The sequence below is a fragment of the Arthrobacter pullicola genome (genome assembly GCF_014836875.1).
In the GTDB taxonomy this organism is placed as follows: Bacteria; Actinomycetota; Actinomycetes; order Actinomycetales; family Micrococcaceae; genus Arthrobacter_B; species Arthrobacter_B pullicola.
In genome coordinates this window covers 364,011-380,240 of record NZ_JACSQC010000003.1, presented here as the reverse complement: position 1 = coordinate 380,240, position 16,230 = coordinate 364,011, and the positions used below count along the sequence as shown (strand labels likewise).

At 65.7% G+C, this 16,230-nt stretch carries 12 protein-coding genes; all 12 read left to right on the top strand.

The features are described from left to right. The 12 genes from H9638_RS07985 (at nt 1) to H9638_RS07930 (ending at nt 16,193) form a co-directional block, all read left to right on the top strand. Nucleotides 1-1,914, top strand: coding sequence for an ABC transporter ATP-binding protein (locus H9638_RS07985; protein WP_191746845.1), 1,914 nt, complete (start codon nt 1-3; stop codon nt 1,912-1,914). Between the two features lie 98 nt (nt 1,915-2,012). Further along, the gene (locus H9638_RS07980) at nt 2,013-2,390 is read left to right on the top strand and encodes a GntR family transcriptional regulator (RefSeq protein ID WP_191746663.1); all 378 of its coding nucleotides are present in this window, start codon (nt 2,013-2,015) and stop codon (nt 2,388-2,390) included. Nucleotides 2,391-2,444: 54 nt separating this feature from the next. Further along, a complete protein-coding gene (gene uvrA, locus H9638_RS07975; RefSeq protein ID WP_191746662.1) occupies nt 2,445-5,339 on the top strand; it encodes an excinuclease ABC subunit UvrA in 2,895 nt (964 codons plus the stop codon). A 114-nt stretch (nt 5,340-5,453) separates the two neighbouring features. Beyond that, a complete protein-coding gene (locus H9638_RS07970; RefSeq protein ID WP_191746661.1) occupies nt 5,454-6,149 on the top strand; it encodes an HAD hydrolase-like protein in 696 nt (231 codons plus the stop codon). Beyond that, entirely contained in the window at nt 6,136-6,804 is a 669-nt protein-coding gene (locus H9638_RS07965; protein ID WP_191746660.1) for a lysophospholipid acyltransferase family protein, read from the top strand. Before H9638_RS07970 ends, H9638_RS07965 begins: the two co-directional genes overlap by 14 nt. Nucleotides 6,805-7,919: 1,115 nt before the next feature. After that, nucleotides 7,920-9,941, top strand: a complete 2,022-nt coding sequence (gene uvrC, locus H9638_RS07960; RefSeq protein WP_191746659.1) for an excinuclease ABC subunit UvrC — start codon at nt 7,920-7,922, stop codon at nt 9,939-9,941. Nucleotides 9,942-10,064: 123 nt separating this feature from the next. After that, nucleotides 10,065-10,964 (top strand): RNase adapter RapZ, encoded by a 900-nt coding sequence (rapZ, locus tag H9638_RS07955; protein WP_191746658.1) that lies wholly within the window; start codon nt 10,065-10,067, stop codon nt 10,962-10,964. Next, nucleotides 10,965-11,990 carry a gluconeogenesis factor YvcK family protein gene (locus H9638_RS07950; RefSeq protein WP_191746657.1) on the top strand — a complete coding sequence of 342 codons (1,026 nt, stop codon included), beginning with the start codon at nt 10,965-10,967 and terminating at the stop codon, nt 11,988-11,990. Nucleotides 11,991-12,000: 10 nt separating this feature from the next. Next, on the top strand, nt 12,001-12,981 hold the full coding sequence (gene whiA / locus H9638_RS07945) for a DNA-binding protein WhiA (RefSeq protein WP_191746656.1): 981 nt from the start codon (nt 12,001-12,003) through the stop codon (nt 12,979-12,981). Between the two features lie 106 nt (nt 12,982-13,087). After that, a complete protein-coding gene (locus H9638_RS07940) occupies nt 13,088-13,714 on the top strand; it encodes a superoxide dismutase (protein ID WP_191746655.1) in 627 nt (208 codons plus the stop codon). Nucleotides 13,715-13,923: 209 nt separating this feature from the next. Next, nucleotides 13,924-14,928: a type I glyceraldehyde-3-phosphate dehydrogenase gene (gap, locus tag H9638_RS07935; RefSeq protein WP_191746654.1), complete on the top strand. Its 1,005-nt coding sequence runs from the start codon at nt 13,924-13,926 to the stop codon at nt 14,926-14,928. 38 nt (nt 14,929-14,966) lie between these two features. Next, on the top strand, nt 14,967-16,193 hold the full coding sequence (locus H9638_RS07930; protein ID WP_191746653.1) for a phosphoglycerate kinase: 1,227 nt from the start codon (nt 14,967-14,969) through the stop codon (nt 16,191-16,193). The last annotated feature ends 37 nt before the right edge of the window (nt 16,194-16,230 follow it).

Sequence of the window (16,230 nt, the reverse complement as noted above, 5' to 3'; positions counted from 1 at the left end):
ATGCCCGGCCGCGGGGTTCCGGCGGCCAAACCGGCCAATTTCGCTTCCTCCGCCGGGAGGCTGCTCCGGCTGCTGTCCCCGGATACCTGGCGGGTCGCCGCGGTGGCGGTCTGCGCCGTCGTCTCCGTGGCGCTCGCGGTCACCGCACCCAAGGTCCTGGGCGACGCCACGAACGTGATTTTCGACGGCGTGATCGGCGCCTCGCTGGAGCCGGGGGTTCCCAAGGAAGCGCAGGTGGCGGCCCTGCGCGCTTCGGGGGAGGACCAGCTTGCGGACATGCTCGCGGCCATGGACGCCGTTCCCGGCGAGGGGATCGACTTCGGCGCCCTGGGGGCGCTGCTGCTGGGGGTGCTGGTTATTTACCTGGCTTCCTTCTTCTTTGGCTGGGCCCAGGCACGGGTGACGGCACGGATTGTGCAGAACGCAATGTACCGGCTGCGGCGGGACGTGGATGCCAAGCTGTTCCGCCTCCCGATGTCCCATTTCCACCGGGAGTCCCGCGGGGACGTGCTGAGCCGGGTCACCAATGACATCGACAACCTGGCCCAGACGCTCTCGCAGAGTATTACCCAGGTGATCACCTCGGTGCTGACCATCCTGGGCGTGCTGGGGATGATGCTGTGGATCTCTCCGCTGCTGGCGCTGATAGCCGTCGCCACTGTTCCGGTCTCCGCTCTGGTAACCGTCCTGATCGCCAGGCGCTCGCAGGTGCAGTTCAAGGCGCAGTGGAAAACCACCGGCGAGGTGAATGGCTACATCGAGGAGATGTTTACCGGCCAGGACGTGGTGAAGGCTTTTGGACAGCAGGAACGGGTGGTGGCGGGTTTCGCGCCGGCGAATGACCGGCTGTACTCCTCGACCTTCCGCGCGCAGTTTGTCTCCGGGATCATCATGCCGGTCATGATGTTCATTTCGAACCTGAACTACGTGGCGGTCGCCGTCGTGGGCGGGATCCAGGTTGCCGGCGGGGCACTGTCGATCGGCGGTGTACAGGCGTTTGTGCAGTACAGCCGGCAGTTCTCCCAGCCGCTCGGGCAGCTGGGCGGACTGATCAACATGCTGCAGTCCGGCGTCGCCTCCGCCGAACGCGTCTTCGGCCTCCTCGACTCCCGGGAGGAAAGCCCCGATCCCGCCCGCCCGGTGGTGCTGCGCCAGGTCCGCGGAGACGTGGCATTCCGCAATGTTTCCTTCTCCTACACGCCGGAGGCCCCGCTGATCCGGGACCTCTCCTTCGAAGCCAAACCCGGCCGGACAGTGGCGATCGTCGGTCCTACGGGAGCCGGCAAGACCACTCTGGTGAATCTCCTGATGCGCTTCTATGACATCGACTCCGGGGAGATCACGATCGACGGCGTCAGCACCATGGATATGCGCAGGGACGATGTGCGCCGCTGTATTGGCATGGTCCTCCAGGACGCCTGGCTCTTTGAGGGAACGATCCGCGAGAACCTCGCCTACGGGGCTCCCGGGGCCACGGAGGAACAGATCATGGCCGCGGCCAAGGCCACCTATGTGGACCACTTCGTCCGGTCGCTGCCGGAGGGTTATGACACGGTCCTGACCGCGGAAGGCGGCTCCCTGAGCCAGGGGCAGCGGCAGCTGATCACCATCGCCCGTGCCTGGCTGGCAAATCCATCGATCCTGGTGCTGGACGAAGCGACCAGCTCAGTGGATACACGCACCGAAATAGCCATCCGGCAGGCCATGAATGCCCTGCGCGAAGCCCGTACATCCTTTGTGATCGCCCACCGCCTGTCGACGATCCGTGACGCGGACGTGATCCTGGCCGTGCGGGACGGAAGGATCGTGGAGCAGGGCACCCATGCGGCCCTGCTGGAGGCAGGCGGGTTCTATGCCGGGCTCTACCAGTCCCAGTTCAGCGAACCCGCCACCGCGGCCGAACCGCCGGAATAGCCTCCTCAGGCCGTGGACGGGCCCCGCACATGGCAAGATTGAGGGGACTTCCAACACCTGCGGCGCGCAGCCTCCGCAGCACAACAGAAAGCGGTGGCATGGACGACGGCGTGCTCTCCTGGGTACGGATCGACGGATCAAGTTCGGTGCCGCCGTACGAGCAGCTCCGCCTGCAGATCCTTGACGCCGCCAACGACGGCAGCCTGGCCGTCGGCACCCGCCTCCCTCCCGTCCGTGCCCTGGCAGCGCAGCTGGGCCTGGCGGTAAATACGGTGGCCCGGGCCTACCGCGAGCTGGAGCAGGCCGAAGTCGTTACCACCCGTTCCCGGGCCGGTACGGTCATAGCCGCGGCGGGGGACAACGGGCGGCGCCGCGTGGCCGAAGCAGCCCGGGTTTTTGCTCACACAGTCAAAGCCAACGGCGTGGATGAGAAGACAGCACTGTCCTACATTGAGGCAGCCCTACGCCAGGGGTGAACACAGCCTTCATCGAATACATGTTCGAGTTCAGATTGTTCTACAGTGGAAAGCGTGTCTACCGCGACTTCACTCTCCCCTGGCCAAACACCGAACCATGGCGGCGATCTTTCGCGCCTGATCGTTAAGGGCGCCCGGGAGCACAACCTGCGCAATGTCGACCTGGAGCTGCCCCGGGACGCGATGATCGTTTTCACGGGCCTCTCGGGTTCAGGCAAGTCCTCCCTGGCGTTCGACACGATCTTCGCCGAAGGCCAGCGCCGTTACGTGGAATCCCTGTCTTCCTATGCCCGCATGTTCCTCGGCCAGGTGGACAAGCCCGACGTCGACTTCATCGAAGGCCTTTCGCCTGCGGTGTCCATCGACCAGAAGTCGACCAGCAAGAACCCGCGGTCCACTGTCGGCACAATCACCGAGATCCATGACTACATGCGCCTGCTCTGGGCTCGCGTGGGCACTCCGTTCTGTCCCGTCTGCGGGGAACCGGTCAGCCGGCAGACTCCGCAGCAGATCACTGACCAGCTCCTCGAACTCGAGGAAGGGACCCGCTACCAGATCCTGGCGCCGGTGGTCCGTGGCCGCAAGGGCGAGTTCGTCGACCTGTTCAAGGATCTGGCAGCCAAGGGCTACTCCCGGGCCAAGGTGGACGGCAAGCTGGTCCAGCTCTCCGATCCGCCCAAACTGGGTAAGCAGTACAAGCACACCATCGAGGTTGTGATTGACCGCCTGGTCGCCAAGGACGGCATCCGGCAGCGGCTCACCGATTCGGTGGAGACCGCCCTGGGGCTGGCCGACGGCCGGGTCCTGGCGGACTTCGTGGACGCCGAGGAAGGCAGCCCGGAGCGGGTCCGCACCTTCTCGGAGCACCTCGCCTGCCCGAACGAACACCCGCTGGCGATCGACGAGATTGAGCCGCGGTCCTTTTCCTTCAACAACCCCTTCGGCGCCTGCCCCGTCTGCACCGGCATCGGCTCACGGCTGGAAGTGGACGAAGAGCTGGTTGTGCCCAATCCGAACCTGAGCCTCGCCGCCGGCGCGATCGCACCCTGGTCGATGGGCACGGCCACCACCGAATACTGGAACCGGCTGCTGGACGGACTGGCCAAGGACATGGGCTTCTCCATGGACGTGCCGTGGAAGAAGCTGCCGGCGAAGGCCCGTGAGGCCGTGCTGCACGGCAAGGACCACAAGGTCGTTGTCCAGTACAAAAACCGGTTCGGCCGCGAACGGAAGTACAGCACCGGCTTCGAGGGTGTGATCGGCTACATCAAGCGCAAGCACCAGGAGACCGAGTCCGAGAGTTCGCGGGACCGCTACGAGGAGTACATGCGGGAAATCCCGTGCCCGGAATGCGGCGGTGCCCGGCTGAACCCTGCCTCGCTTTCCGTGCTGATCAACGGCCGGAACATCGCCGAAGCCAGCAGGATGCCGCTGCGCGAGGCCGCTGCGTTCTTCGAGAACCTGGTGCTGACCACGCGCGAAGCGAAGATCGGCGAGCAGGTCCTCAAGGAGATCCAGGCCCGCCTGACCTTCCTCCTCGACGTCGGCCTGGACTACCTGAGCCTGGACCGTCCGGCGGCCACTCTCTCCGGCGGCGAAGCACAGCGAATCCGGCTTGCCACCCAGATCGGCTCCGGACTGGTCGGAGTGCTTTACGTCCTGGATGAACCGTCCATTGGACTGCACCAGCGGGATAACCGCCGGCTGATTGAGACCCTGGCCCGGCTGCGCAACCTCGGCAACACGCTGATAGTCGTCGAGCACGACGAAGACACCATCCACGAAGCCGACTGGGTTGTCGACGTCGGACCCGGCGCGGGGGAGGCCGGCGGTGAAATCGTGCACTCCGGCCCGTTGTCCGAACTGCTGACCAACACCAGGTCGCTCACCGGTGACTACCTCTCCGGGCGCCGCAAGATCGAGATTCCGGCCAAGCGCCGCAAGATCGACAAGGCCCGGCAGCTGAAAATCGTCGGCGCGCGGGAGAACAACCTGCGCAACCTCGATGTCAGCATTCCGCTGGGCGTCTTTACTGCGGTTACCGGCGTGAGCGGCTCGGGTAAGTCCACGCTCATCAACGACATCCTGTACCGGGTCCTCGCCAGCAAGCTGAACGGCGCCAAGCACGTGGCCGGTCGTCATACCCGGGTGGACGGCCTGGAACACCTGGACAAGGTCATCCACGTCGACCAGAGCCCGATCGGACGCACCCCGCGCTCCAACGCGGCCACCTACACCGGCGTGTTCGACCACATCCGGAAACTGTTCGCGGAGACCAACGAGGCCAAGGTGCGCGGTTACCTCCCCGGCCGGTTCTCCTTCAATGTCAAGGGCGGACGCTGCGAGGCCTGCCACGGCGACGGCACCTTGAAGATCGAGATGAACTTCCTGCCGGACGTCTACGTCCCGTGCGAGGTCTGCCACGGCGCCCGCTTCAACCGGGAAACCCTGGAAGTCCACTACAAGGGCAAGAACATTGCCGAGGTCCTGGACATGCCGATCGCCGAAGCCGCGGAGTTCTTCGCTGCCTTCAGCCCGATCGCCCGCCACCTGAACACCCTGGTGGATGTCGGTCTGGGGTACGTCCGGCTCGGCCAGCCCGCCACCACCCTCTCCGGCGGCGAGGCCCAGCGGGTCAAGCTTGCCGCGGAACTGCAGAAGCGGTCCAACGGCCGCAGTGCGTACGTGCTGGATGAACCTACCACCGGCCTGCACTTCGAAGACGTGCGCAAGCTGCTGATGGTGCTCCAAGGCCTGGTGGACAAGGGCAACACGGTGATCACGATCGAGCACAACCTCGACGTCATCAAGAGCGCGGACTGGATCATCGATCTGGGACCCGACGGCGGAACCGGCGGCGGGCAGGTTGTCGCCTCCGGCACACCGGAAAAAGTCGCCAAGACCCCGGCGAGCCACACCGGCCGTTTCCTGGCGGAAATTCTCCCCTGACCCAGGCTGGATGGACGGGGGCCGGTGGCAGCCGGCCCCTGAAAAGCCGGGCGACATATTCCCGTTGCGTTATGCATTTTTCGTACCGGCGCGGGTGTGTGGGAAACTTGCCCGGTGATAGAACTCCGGCAACTGGTCCTGTTTGATCTTGATGGCACCCTCGTGGACCCCGCCGGCAGCATAACCGGCGGTATCAGCGCCGCCCTCTCCGCCTCCGGCCTGCCCGTGCCGGCCGAAGCGGATCTCCAGCAGATGGTCGGGCCGCCGCTGGCGGAGTCCCTAACCCGCATTGCGGGTGTTCCCGCCGCGCAGCTCGACGATGTGATTGCCCGGTACCGTGCCGGGTACCGTGAGACCGGCATGGCAGCCAGCCGCCCCTACCCGGGGATCCGGGCCGCGGTTCAGGAGCTGCGGGACGCCGGCTGCATCGTTGCCGTCGCGACCCAGAAACCCGAGCCCACCGCCAAGGAACTCCTCGGCATCCAAAAGCTGGATGACCTGTTCTCCTCCGTCCATGGTTCCCCCGCAGATGAGCGGACCGCAGCCAGCGACGGCAAGATCTCCATCATCCGGGCTGCCCTGGACCGGCACGCAGGAAAGTATTCCGCAGCGGTCATGGTGGGGGACCGCCAGCATGACGTGCACGGTGCAGCCGCCAACAAGATTCCGTGTATCGGTGTTTCGTGGGGTTTTGCCGCCGAAGGCGAGCTGGAAGCCGCGGGGGCTGCCGCCGTCGTGAGCTCAGCCCGGCAGTTGAAGGCCGCGGTCGCGGAGGCAGCCGGTCTGGCAGGTGCGCATGGCGCTCTATGACCTCACCCGCTCCAGTACCCGCGGTCTCATCAGCCTCTGCCGGCCCACCCTCACGGGGCTGGAGAACGTCCCGACGTCGGGCCCTTTCATCGTGGCCTCCAACCACCTGTCCTTCCTCGACAGCGTCCTTATCCAGGCTTTGATGCCGCGCCGGGTTGGGTTCTTCGCCAAGGCGGAGTACTTCACCACTCCCGGGCTTAAAGGCGCGGCCATGCGCAGCTTTTTCGAAAGCGTCGGGTCCATCCCGGTCGAGCGCGGACAGCAGGCAGCCAGCGTCGCCGCCCTGAAGTCCCTCCTCGATGTGCTCGAAACCGGCGGGGGAATCGGCATCTATCCCGAAGGAACCCGTTCCCGTGACGGCCTGCTCTACCGCGGCCGCACCGGCGTCGGCTGGCTGGCGCTGACCTCCGGCGCTCCCGTGGTCCCCGTTGGCCTGATCGGCACGGAGCGGCTGCAGCCGGCGGGCAAAAAATGGATCAAACCGCGGCCTTTCACCATGTCTGTGGGCCGCCCGCTGTACTTCCAGAAGACCGGACCCGGGCATGCCCTGCCGGAGCGGCGGCGGGTCACGGACCAGGTCATGGATGCGATTGCCGAGCTCTCCGGCCAGGAGCGCGCCAGCGCCTACAACCAGAACAAGCCCGACGGCGCCTGAGCCGCGGCTGTCGAAACCGCGCGGTTTCCAATCCAGCCGCTGAGTTTCCCGGTTTCCCAGTTTTCCCAGTCTTCGTGACGGGTGTGGCTCGTGTGACCCCACCAGTCACGGGAGGCTACAAACAGTGGGAACCTGTGTCGCCGTCGGGCGGACCCCGGGGCCTAGGGGGTCAGGCGGGGGATGCAGCTGCGGTCCAGTCCCACGGTTCCCAGTCTTTGTGTCCGGTGGGGCTGATGTGACCCCATCCGCCCCACTGGACGCACTCGGTGGGAACTGTGGTCGTGCAGTCGCGCGCTGTGCGTTGAGCGTTGAGCGTTGCGGTCCGGACTCGGCTCCTGCCGGGCCCCGGGTCGCTGGGGCAGGCGCCGCGACTGCGCACACTCAGTGGAAAAGGGCCGGGCCGACCGGTTGGGCCGACACGGGTTCCCAGTCTTTGTGTACGGGTGTGGCTCGTGTGACCCACCAGTCACGGGAGGCTACAAACAGTGGGAACCCGTGTTGCCGTCGGGCGGACCCCAGTGCCCAGGAGGTTAGGCGGGGGATGCAGCTGCGGTCCAGTCCCACGGTTCCCAGTCTTTGTGTCCGGTGGGGCTGATGTGACCCCACCCGCCCCACTGGGCGCACTCGGTGGGAACTGTGGTCGTGCAGCCGCGCGCTGTGCGTTGAGCGTTGCGGTCCGGACTCGGCTTGTGCCCGGCCCTGGGCCCCGGGTCGCGGGGCAGGCGCTGCGACTGTGCACACTCAGTGGAATAGGGCCGGGCCGACCGGTTGGGCCGACACGGGTTCCCAGTCTTTGTGTACGGGTGTGGCTCGTGTGACCCCACCAGTCACGGGAGGCTACAAACAGTGGGAACCCGTGTCGCCGTCGGGCGGACACCCGAACCTGACCCGCCCGACCGGCACCCCACCCGCCCCGCGCCCCGCCCGACCGGCAGCCCGACCCGCCCGACCGGCATCCCACCCGACCCCAGCCCGCCCCACCGGCAGCCCGCCCCGCCCGCCCCGCGCCCCGCCCCACCCCACCCGGCGCTGTCCGTATCTGCACGCTTTTAGCGGGCGGCGAAACCGGCTGCGGGCGACCGGCGGCGGGCCGGCACCCGCCTTAGGATGGGAAAGTGGCAGATCCAGCAACTTACCGGCCCCGGCCCGGGGAAATTCCGACGGAACCCGGCGTGTACCGGTTCCGTGATGAGCACCGCCGGGTTATTTACGTGGGCAAGGCCAAGAACCTGCGCTCCCGGCTGAATTCCTATTTCGCCAGCCCGCGGCAGCTGCTGCCCAAAACCCGCGCCATGGTTTTTACCGCCACCAGTGTGGAGTGGACGGTTGTCGGCACCGAGCTGGAGGCTCTGCAGCTCGAGTACACCTGGATCAAGGAATTCAGCCCTCGGTTCAACATCATGTTCCGGGATGACAAGTCCTACCCGTACCTTGCCGTCACCATGGGGGAGAAGTATCCCCGTGCCCAGGTGATGCGCGGTGACCGCCGGAAAGACACCCGCTACTTCGGACCGTTCTACCCGGCCAAGGCAATCCGGGAAACCCTCGACACCCTGTTGCGGGTCTTTCCGGTCCGCACCTGCAGTGCCGGAGTGTTCAAACGGGCCGAACGCACCGGACGTCCCTGTCTGCTCGGCTATATCGACAAGTGTTCCGCACCGTGCGTTGGGCGGATCAGTCCCGAAGACCACCGTGCCCTGGCCTCCGAGCTGTGCGCCTTTATGTCGGGGGACAGCAAACGCTTCATCCAGGATCTGGAAAAGCAGATGCAGCATGCCGTCGCTGAGCTGGACTATGAGTCAGCAGCCCGCATCCGCGATGACATCTCCGCCCTGCGGAAGGTCTTCGAACGCAACTCCGTTGTCCTGTCCGAGGACACCGACGCCGATATCTTCGGCCTGGTCCAGGACGAGCTGGAAGCTTCGGTCCAGGTTTTCCACGTCCGCGGCGGCCGGATCCGCGGCCAGCGCGGCTGGGTAGTGGAAAAGGTCGAGGACATGGACACCGGCGACATCATTGAGCACCTGCTGCAGCAGGTCTACGGCGAGGCAGCCATGGCGGATCGGATTCCGCGCAGGGTGCTGGTTCCGGTCCTGCCGGAGAACGCAGAGGAGCTCCAGGTCTGGCTGCGCGGACTGCGCGGCTCCAAGGTGAAGATCTCAGTTCCCCAGCGCGGGGATAAAAAGGCGCTGATGGAAACTGTCACCCGGAACGCCGAGGACGCCATGCGGCTGCACAAGAGCCGGCGGGCCGGAGACCTGACCACACGTTCCGCCGCCCTGTCCGAGCTCCAGGAAGCCCTGGAAATCCCGGTACCGCTGCTGCGGATCGAGTGCTACGACATCTCCCACGTGCAGGGCACCAACGTGGTGGCGTCCATGGTGGTGGCGGAGGACGGCCTCATGAAGAAATCCGACTACCGCCGCTTCTCCATCACCGGCGATGCCGCCCGCGACGACACCGCGTCCATGTATGACGTCATCTCCCGGCGGTTCAAGCACTACCTGGCGGATAACTTCGACCCGGCCGCTGCGGTTCCCGACGCCGATTCCGGTACGGCTCCGGGGACGGCAGCGGACCCGGAGTCCGTTCCTTCCGGCGGGCCGGTGGCAGATACCCTGACGGCGGCGCCGAAGGCAAAGTTTGCCTATCCGCCCAACCTGGTGGTGGTCGACGGCGGCAAGCCCCAGGTCACCGCCGCGTCCCGGGCACTTGCGGACCTGGGCATCACCGACGTTTACGTGGTGGGACTGGCCAAGCGGCTGGAGGAGGTCTGGGTGCCGGAGAGCGACTTCCCCGTCATCCTGCCCCGTTCCTCCGAAGCGCTGTTCCTGCTCCAGCGCATCCGGGATGAAGCACACCGCTTTGCCATCACCTTCCACCGTCAGAAGCGGGGCAAGTCCATGACCGCCTCGGCTCTGGACAGCGTCCCGGGCCTGGGTCCGGCCAAGCAGAAAGCCCTGATTAAGCACTTCGGTTCAGTGCGCAGGCTTAAGCAGGCAACCACCGGCGAGTTGATGGAGGTGCCCGGCATCGGCCCGGCAATGGCTTCAGTGATCCAGTCTTCCCTGGCCGGCAGCGGCGCGGAGACAGCGCCGGCCGTCAACATGGCCACCGGCGAAATCATCGAATCTTAGCTAGGCTTGGGACAGCCGGTGCACGGCGGCCCAATGTGCCGTTCCGGCCTGCGGCGCCGCAAGGGCACTGCGGGGAAAACAGGCACGGGCAATAGTTGGCTGACTGACGGGACACAGAAGAACATGACAGAAGTGGACGGGCTGCAAAGCGTCAAGCCTGCCGAGTCCGAACTGCTGGTTGTCACCGGCATGTCCGGTGCCGGGCGAACCACCGCAGCCAACGCCCTCGAAGACCACGGCTGGTACGTCGTGGAAAACCTTCCGCCGTTGATGCTCGGTACGCTTACCGAACTCGTGTCGAGGATGCCGCATTCAATCCCCAAGCTGGCCGTGGTGATCGATGTCCGAAGCAAGGAACTCTTCCAGGACATCCGGGAGGCCCTGGGCAACCTCCGTGCTGCCGGCGTCACCTACCGGATGCTGTTCCTGGAAGCCTCGGACCAGGCCCTGGTCCAGCGCTTTGAAAGCGGCCGCCGTCCGCACCCGCTGCAGGAAGACGGCCGGATCCTTGAGGGAATCGCTGCTGAGCGCGACGTCCTGCGTGAGCTGCGCGATGCCTCGGACGTCATCGTGGACACCTCCAAACTCAACGTCCATGCCCTGGCCACCACCATCACCGAACTGTTCACCGAACACGGCCCGATCGTGCTGCGCCTGAACGTCATGAGCTTCGGGTTCAAGTACGGTCTTCCGGTGGACGCCAACTTCGTGGCAGACGTCCGGTTCATCCCCAACCCGCACTGGGTTCCGCAGCTTCGTCCGCACACCGGCCAGGACGCCGAGGTCCGGGACTACGTCCTGGGTGCCCAGGGCACGGCGGAGTTCCTGGACCGCTACGTGGACGCACTGGTGCCGGTCATCGACGGATACCGCCGGGAAAACAAGCACTACGCCACGATCGCCGTCGGCTGCACCGGAGGGAAGCACCGCTCGGTCGCCGTCACCGAGGAACTGGCCAAGCGCCTGGCAAAGCTGCCGCACGTGACCGTCAGCTCCCACCACCGCGACCTTGGGCGCGAGTAGGTGGGATTTCTCACCGGCCCCATCCCCATCCTCCCCGACGGCGGCTCCCTCCGGCCCCCGGGAGGAGGCCAGACCCCGGCGGTTGTGGCTCTGGGCGGCGGGCACGGCTTGTCCGCGTCCCTTTCCGCCTTGCGGCTGCTCACCACCGACCTGACCGCCGTCGTCACCGTTGCTGACAACGGAGGTTCCTCCGGCCGGCTCCGCGATGAACTCGATGTACTGCCGCCCGGCGATCTGCGGATGGCCCTGTCAGCACTCTGCGACGACACTGACTGGGGGCGCACCTGGCGCGATGTTATGCAGCACCGCTTCCATTCCCGTCCGGGAGGCGACGGCGCCCTGGACAACCATGCGCTGGGCAACCTGCTGATCGTCACCCTCTGGGAGCTGCTCGGCGATCCTGTCGCGGGGCTCCAATGGGCCGGCGCGCTGCTTGGTGCCCGGGGCCAGGTGCTGCCAATGTCCACGGTACCGCTGACCATCGAAGGCGACGTCCTTCGTATGACCGGCGCCGGGCTCCGGCACGAAACCGTCACCGGGCAGGCGGAACTGGCCGTCGCCGGAACGCTCTCCAACGTCCTCAACGTCCGGCTGCTTCCGCCTGATGCGCCGGCCTGCACGGAGGCAGTCTCCGCAATCCGCCGCGCGGACTGGGTGATCCTGGGCCCTGGCTCCTGGTACACCTCCGTCCTGCCGCACCTGCTGCTTCCGGAAATGCGGGAGGCCCTCTGCGCAACCAAGGCCCGGCGCTGCCTGACCATGAACCTGAGCAACGAGACCAAGGAGACCGCCGGCATGACCGCCGTCGACCATCTCCAGGTGATCCGCCGCTATGCCCCCGGATTCAAGGTGGACGTTGTGCTGGCTGACCCGGCGGTGGTCGAAGACCGGGAGGCCTTCGCCGCGGCGGCAGCCGAAATGGGGGCACGGCCGGTCTTCGGTAAGGTAGGGGCAGCGGCCGGACGGCCGATCCATGATCCGCTGCGTCTGGCAGCCGCCTATCACGATATTTTCGGGGAAAGCTAGGAGTGTATTTGTGGCGCTGACTGCTGCAGTCAAAGAGGAACTCTCACGTCTGACCGTGAAAAAGTCCTCAGTTCGAAAAGCCGAAGTTTCGGCAATGCTGCGCTTTGCAGGAGGTCTTCACGTCATTTCGGGCCGCATCGTCATCGAGGCCGAGGTTGACCTCGCATCGACGGCCCGGCGGCTGCGTGCCGCGATTGCCGAGGTCTACGGACACGCGAGTGACATCGTTGTGGTGACGGGCTCGGGTCTGCGGCGCGGAAACCTCTACGTGGTGCGGGTCGTGAAGGACGGAGAGTCCCTGGCCCGCCAAACCGGCCTCCTGGATGCCCGGGGGCGGCCGGTCCGCGGACTGCCCTCCGTCGTCGTGAATGGTTCCGCCGCGGACGCCGAGGCAGTCTGGCGCGGGGCATTCCTGGCCCATGGCTCCCTGACTGAACCCGGACGTTCCTCTTCACTGGAAGTCACCTGCCCCGGACCGGAGGCTGCCCTGGCCCTGGTGGGCGCCGCCCGCCGGATCGGCATCGCAGCCAAGGCCCGCGAAGTCCGCGGAGTAGACCGCGTGGTGATCCGGGACGGGGACACGATTGCCGCCCTGCTGACCCGCATGGGTGCGCACGACGCCCTCATGGTCTGGGAAGAGCGGCGCATGCGCAAGGAAGTCCGTGCCACCGCCAACCGCCTGGCTAACTTCGACGACGCGAATCTGCGCCGTTCGGCCCAGGCGGCCGTAGCCGCCGGCGCCCGCGTGGAGCGCGCACTGGAGATCCTCGGGGAAGATGTCCCCGAACACCTGCGCTATGCCGGTGAACTGCGGGTGGGACACAAACAGGCCAGCCTGGACGAACTGGGACGCCTGGCCGACCCTCCGATGACGAAGGACGCCATTGCCGGCCGGATCCGCCGTCTTTTGGCCATGGCCGACAAACGCGCCGGTGAACTGGGGATCCCCGGCACCGAGGCCAATGTGACCCCTGAAATGCTTGACCAGTAGCCAGCCGCATAGGATGGGCTAAGGGTGCTGACTTGTTCAGCCCGATGAGCTTCCGGATGGAAAAGCCGTCCGGATAAATGGATCCGACAATCAACGGAGGATTTTCGTGAACGAATACACACTGCCTGAGCTGCCGTACGACTACGCTGCGCTGGAACCGCACATCTCTGCGCGCATCATGGAACTGCATCACAGCAAGCACCACGCAACGTATGTTGCCGGCGCCAACACCGCCCTCGCGCAGATGGCAGAAGCCCGGGAAAAGGGTGAGTTCGGCACCATCCCGAAGCTCTCCAAGGACCTCGCGTTCCACCTCGGTGGACACACGAACCACTCCATCTTCTGGAACAACCTCTCTCCGGAAGGCGGCGACAAGCCTGTCGGCGAGCTGGCAGCGGCAATCGATGACTTCTTCGGTTCCTTCGATGCCTTCCGCGGCCAGTTCACGGCGGCAGCGAACTCGCTGCAGGGCTCCGGCTGGGCCATCCTGGCCTACGAGCCCCTCGGCGGCAACCTGGTCATCGAGCAGCTCTACGACCAGCAGGGCAACATCCCCGTTGGGACCATTCCGCTGCTGATGCTGGATATGTGGGAGCACGCCTTCTACCTGGACTACGTCAACGTCAAGGCTGACTACGTCAAGGCATTCTGGAACATCGTCAACTGGGCCGACGTCGCAGCCCGTTTCGACGCTGCCCGCACCGGTGCATCGAAGCTGATCCTGCCCGCCTAATCACGGCTGGCAAGCGCCAAATTGGGTGCCGCCGGTCACACACCGGCGGCACCAACGCGTAAGATGAAGCAACGGCTCATGCAGTGCCGGAAGGCAGTCCGTGTGCCGTCGCAGGTCCGGCCCGCCGCTCCTGCGAAGTCAACTGAAGTGGCCTTTTCCCACTGAGGTCACTGATTCTCGAACGACCCGCTATCAAGGAGAGAAGAAAAGTGACTACTCGTGTTGGAATCAACGGATTCGGGCGTATCGGACGCAATTACTTTCGGGCCGCTCTGGAACGCAGTGCCGACCTTGAGGTCGTTGCCGTCAACGACCTGACGAGTCCCGAGGCCCTGGCCCACCTGCTCAAATACGATTCCATTACCGGCCGGATCGGCGCCAGCGTGGAAGTTCAGGGCGGCAACCTGGTGGTGGGCGGAAAAACCATCAAGGTCCTCGCTGAGCGCGACCCCGCCAAGCTCCCCTGGAAGGATCTGGGAGTGGACATCGTCATCGAGTCCACCGGTTTCTTCACCAAAGCCGACGACGCCCGCGCCCATCTGGAGGCCGGCGCCAAAAAGGTGCTCATCTCAGCCCCAGGCAAGGGCGTTGACCGCACGATCGTGATGGGCGTGAACGACAACACCTACGATCCCGCCACGGACACCATCATCTCCAACGCATCCTGCACCACCAACTGCCTTGCACCGCTGGCGAAGGTCCTCCACGACGCGTTCGGAATTGAGCACGGGCTGATGACCACCGTCCACGCGTACACCGCCGACCAGAACCTGCAGGACGGCCCGCACCGCGACCTGCGCCGGGCGCGCGCCGCAGCACTGAACATCGTGCCGACCAGCACCGGTGCGGCTAAGGCGATCGGGCTCGTGATCCCTGAACTCGACGGAAAGCTGGACGGCTTCGCGCTGCGCGTCCCCGTGCCCACCGGCTCCGTGACGGACCTGACGGTCGCACTGGGTAAGGAAGCCAGCGTCGATGCCATCAATGAGGCGTACAAGGCTGCCAGCGACGGACCCCTGAACGGGTATCTCCGCTACACGGATGAGCCCATTGTTTCCTCCGACATCGTGACCGACCCGGCGTCGTGCATTTATGACTCGGGGCTGACACGCGTCATGGGCAACGAGGTTAAGGTTGTTGGCTGGTACGACAACGAATGGGGCTACTCCTGCCGCCTGGTGGACCTCACCACGCTCGTAGCCTCCAAACTTTAGGCCCACCGCCCGCCCGGCATAGAAAAACGAAGGTAGACATGACAATCAAGACACTTGACGAACTGCTCAGCGACGGCGTTGACAACAGGTACGTGCTTGTCCGTTCCGATCTGAACGTCCCGCTGGAGGACGGCCGGGTTACCGACGACGGCCGGATCCGCGCCTCAATTCCGACCCTGCAGCTGCTGGTGGAGCGCGGCGCCAAAGTCATTGTCATGGCCCACCTCGGCCGTCCGAAGGGCCAGCCGGACGAGAAGTACAGCCTGCGCCCCGCGGTTGACCGCCTCGACGAGCTGGCACCGTTTGCGGTCGAGTTTGCCGACGACGTGACCGGTCCCAGCGCCCGGGAACGCGCTGCCGGCCTCGCCGCGGGCAGCGTCCTGGTGCTCCAGAACATCCGCTTTGATGCGCGGGAGACTTCCAAGGACGATGCCCAGCGCAGGGAACTGGCGCAGGAGCTGGCCTCGCTCGCCGACGGGACCGGTGCCTATGTGGACGATGCCTTTGGTGCCGTGCACCGCAGGCACGCCAGCGTGTACGACATTGCCACGGTCCTCCCCGCGTACGAAGGTAACCTGGTCCGCTCGGAACTCGAGGTGCTTTCCCGGCTGACCACGGACCCGGCCAAGCCCTACGTTGTGGTGCTGGGCGGTTCCAAGGTCTCGGACAAGCTGGCCGTGATCGAGAACCTCATGACCCGGGCCGACTATCTGCTGATCGGCGGGGGCATGGTCTACACCTTCCTGGCCGCTCAGGGGTACAAGGTGGGCGCGTCCCTGCTGGAAGAGGACCAGATCGAGACCGTCAAGGACTACCTCTCCCGTGCGGCGGCGGCCGGCTGCGAGTTCGTTTTGCCCACCGACATTGTGGTGGCGGACAGGTTTGCGGCGGACGCCAAGCACGAGGTCGTCCCGGCCTCGGCCATTGAGAGCAGCAGTTTCGGCGCGTCCGGGACCGGCCTCGACATTGGTCCCGACTCAGCTGCTGCCTTCAGCGAGCGGATCCGTTCGGGCGCCACGGTCTTCTGGAACGGCCCCATGGGGGTCTTCGAGTTCGATGCGTTCGCCAACGGAACGAAAGCCGTTGCTGAAGGGTTGAAGGCGTGCTCCGGCCTCACCGTCGTGGGCGGCGGAGATTCCGCGGCAGCCGTGCGCAAGCTGGGCTTCTCCGATTCCGACTTCGGGCATATCTCCACCGGTGGCGGTGCCAGCCTGGAATACCTCGAGGGCAAGGAACTTCCCGGCATCGCAGTCCTCGACAACTAACCACCCCGGGTCCGCCGGCAGTCAGCCGGCGGACCCG

Excerpts from the sequence above, each read along its gene's own strand:
- H9638_RS07930 (WP_191746653.1), top strand. The coding sequence starts at position 14,967 with ATGACAATCAAGACACTTGACGAACTGCTCAGCGACGGCGTTGACAAC.
- H9638_RS07965 (WP_191746660.1), top strand. The coding sequence starts at position 6,136 with ATGGCGCTCTATGACCTCACCCGCTCCAGTACCCGCGGTCTCATCAGC.
- H9638_RS07985 (WP_191746845.1), top strand. The coding sequence starts at position 1 with ATGCCCGGCCGCGGGGTTCCGGCGGCCAAACCGGCCAATTTCGCTTCC.
- rapZ (WP_191746658.1), top strand. The coding sequence starts at position 10,065 with ATGACAGAAGTGGACGGGCTGCAAAGCGTCAAGCCTGCCGAGTCCGAA.
- H9638_RS07980 (WP_191746663.1), top strand. The coding sequence starts at position 2,013 with ATGGACGACGGCGTGCTCTCCTGGGTACGGATCGACGGATCAAGTTCG.